Below are 2,361 nucleotides of genomic sequence, written 5' to 3' on the forward strand. Positions count from 1 at the left end.
CACCTTGGCGAGGCTCGAAAAATGACCCGGCCCGGCGGGCGCGCGCCGTTCGGTCAGGACAAAGGGCAGCACCAGCAGCCCGCCGATCAGGCAACGCAAGCCGACCGCACTCAAAGCATCGAGATGGATAAGCACGGTCTTTTGCGCGACGTTGCCAAAGCCCCACAAAGCGGCGGCAAGCAGAAGCAGCAGATTGGCTTGCAGCTTTGACACAGGCCCTCATCTTGCTCAGATGGCTTTTAGCGATTTCTAATTGATCCTCCGTCACGACAGCGCTTGAATGCACGGGCCGTTGGTTTGCGGGGCGTTAGTTTTGAGTTAGGATTTGGGCTGGTGGGAAGCTATTGGGCAAATGCCAGGTGAAGACAGCGCCACTGCAAACAAAATCTCGCTCTTCGGCGGCTTCCGAATTGATTGGGAGCCTGTTGGCTCGCTCTGGCTGACCGGAAAGCGGGGACCCGCAATCATTGCCTATCTGGCCCGGTGCCCTGGCATGACGGCGACGAGGGAAAGACTGGCCGACTTGCTATGGAGCGATAGCGACAGCGACCACTCACGAAACAGCCTACGACAAACGCTTAGCGTTCTGCGCCGGGATTTCTCGCGAGCAGGTGTGGATCTCATCCATTTTCGGAAGGATTTAATCGGGCTCAGGCCGGACAAAGTTCGCGTTGACGTAGAGGAATTTGAATCAGGGCTTTTGGCCCGCTCTTCGCTGGAACTCGAAACGGCACTGAGCCATTACACCGGACCGTTCCTCGATGGACTTTATCTGGGCAGCAATGCTTTCGATGATTGGGCCGCAGCGGAACGCGACCGGCTCCTGAGCCGCGCACTTGAGTCGTTTGAGAAGCTTGCCCGTCTGGTCGACACGGAAACTGGGCTCGTCATTGCGGATCGGCTTCTGGCCATGGAACCGACGCGGGAGGCGTCCTATCGGCTGAAGATAGAACTGCTTGTTGCGTGCGGCCAACGACACAGGGCCATGCGGACATTTGAGGCTTGCAAGGACGTTCTGAAGAAGGAGTTCGGCGTCACGGTCAGCCCCGAGACACAAGCACTATGGCAGTCTCTGTCGGCCGGCGGTAACGCGTCCAATCCGCAGCCACCCAGTGTTCCGACCGGCCAGCGCGTCGAGCGCCCGTCGATCAGCGTCGCCGACATCGTCAACCTGACGGGAAAGCGAGGCGACGACTTTTTTGCCAGAGGGCTCGTCCAGGACATCACCACGGCTTTGTCCGAGGTGGCCGACTATGTCGTACTCTCCAGGTTGCCGGCCCTGGAGAAGAATGGCGCAGGCGATGAAGCCAAAGCGCCAGGAATGCTGCGCTCGCGCTACGTGATGAGCGGCAGCATTCAGCGATCTGGCGACGAACTGAGGGTGAATGTCCAGCTTGTCGATGCCGCCAGCGGTCAGAACGTCTGGGCCCAGAAGTTTGATGGCCACTCTGAGAGCGCACTTCAGTTCCAGGACCACATAGCACAGTCGGTCGTGCTTGCCGTCACCCTCGAACTTCAGCTGACGAACTGGAAGGTCCGCGACAAGAGCCCACCCGGCCCCCCTGAAGTGCGCAGGCTGGTGAACGAAGCTCTCATGAAATATTTCGAGATGACGCGGGACTCGCTGTTGGTAGGCTTGGAGCTCGCCGAGAAAGCTCTTTCGCTAAGTCACGACAACGCGCGCGCGCAGCGGACACTCTCGATCATAACTTCAATGGGGATAGCTTTTGGAGCACTGCCTCGGGAGCCTGGGCAAATCGAGTATGCGCTCGCACTTGCGGAAGCCTCGGTGAGGGCCGTGCCGGACGATGAAATTGCCCGGTGCGTTTTGTCATTCGCGCTCGAGAGCTCTGGCCGTATCGAAGATGCGATCACCGAATGTCGGCATGCCATCAGCGTCAACCCAAGCTACCCCAGTGGTCACGGCGACCTTGCAATGCTTTTTGCCTTGAGCGGACAGGTCAATAAAGCGCTACACGAGGCCAACGAAGCGATACGCCTCGGAACGCATGACGTTATCGACTTCTGGCGACACCATAGCGTGGTAATGGCGCGGTTCGCCGGCGAAGACGATCAACGGGCGCTTGAAGTCGCCCGCAAGGTGGTTCGGACTAAGCCAGGGTTCGTTCGGGGTGCCCTATATTGGGCTGCGGCAGCATCTGCAACGGGCAACAAGGCAGAGGCCTCCCGGGCCATCCATCACTGCCTTTCGCAGCTTCCGCATCTCAACCTTGGCAATGTCTGTCCTGGCTTTGTGCCGCGCTATGTCAAGGATTTGCATCACTCGAGGTTCCTTGAAATGCTGTCGCAGGCTGGCCTTCCCAGTTCCTAACCAGGTGTGCAGCGCCGAGTATCACGATG

2 protein-coding genes are annotated in these 2,361 nt (G+C 59.0%); one reads left to right on the plus strand and one right to left on the minus strand.

The window, feature by feature from the left end; all coding sequences use genetic code 11:
* Window positions 1-213, minus strand: a 213-nt coding sequence (locus AC1DUU_RS29705; protein ID WP_476786903.1) for an EamA family transporter, incomplete at its 3' end; no start/stop codon positions are given.
* 139 nt (window positions 214-352) lie between these two features.
* Between AC1DUU_RS29705 and AC1DUU_RS29710 the strand changes: the two genes are divergently transcribed.
* Window positions 353-2,332: a BTAD domain-containing putative transcriptional regulator gene (locus tag AC1DUU_RS29710; protein ID WP_476786904.1), complete on the plus strand. Its 1,980-nt coding sequence runs from the start codon at window positions 353-355 to the stop codon at window positions 2,330-2,332.
* Window positions 2,333-2,361: the final 29 nt, after the last annotated feature.

This window comes from Aminobacter sp. P4_H6_2 (genome assembly GCF_056400805.1).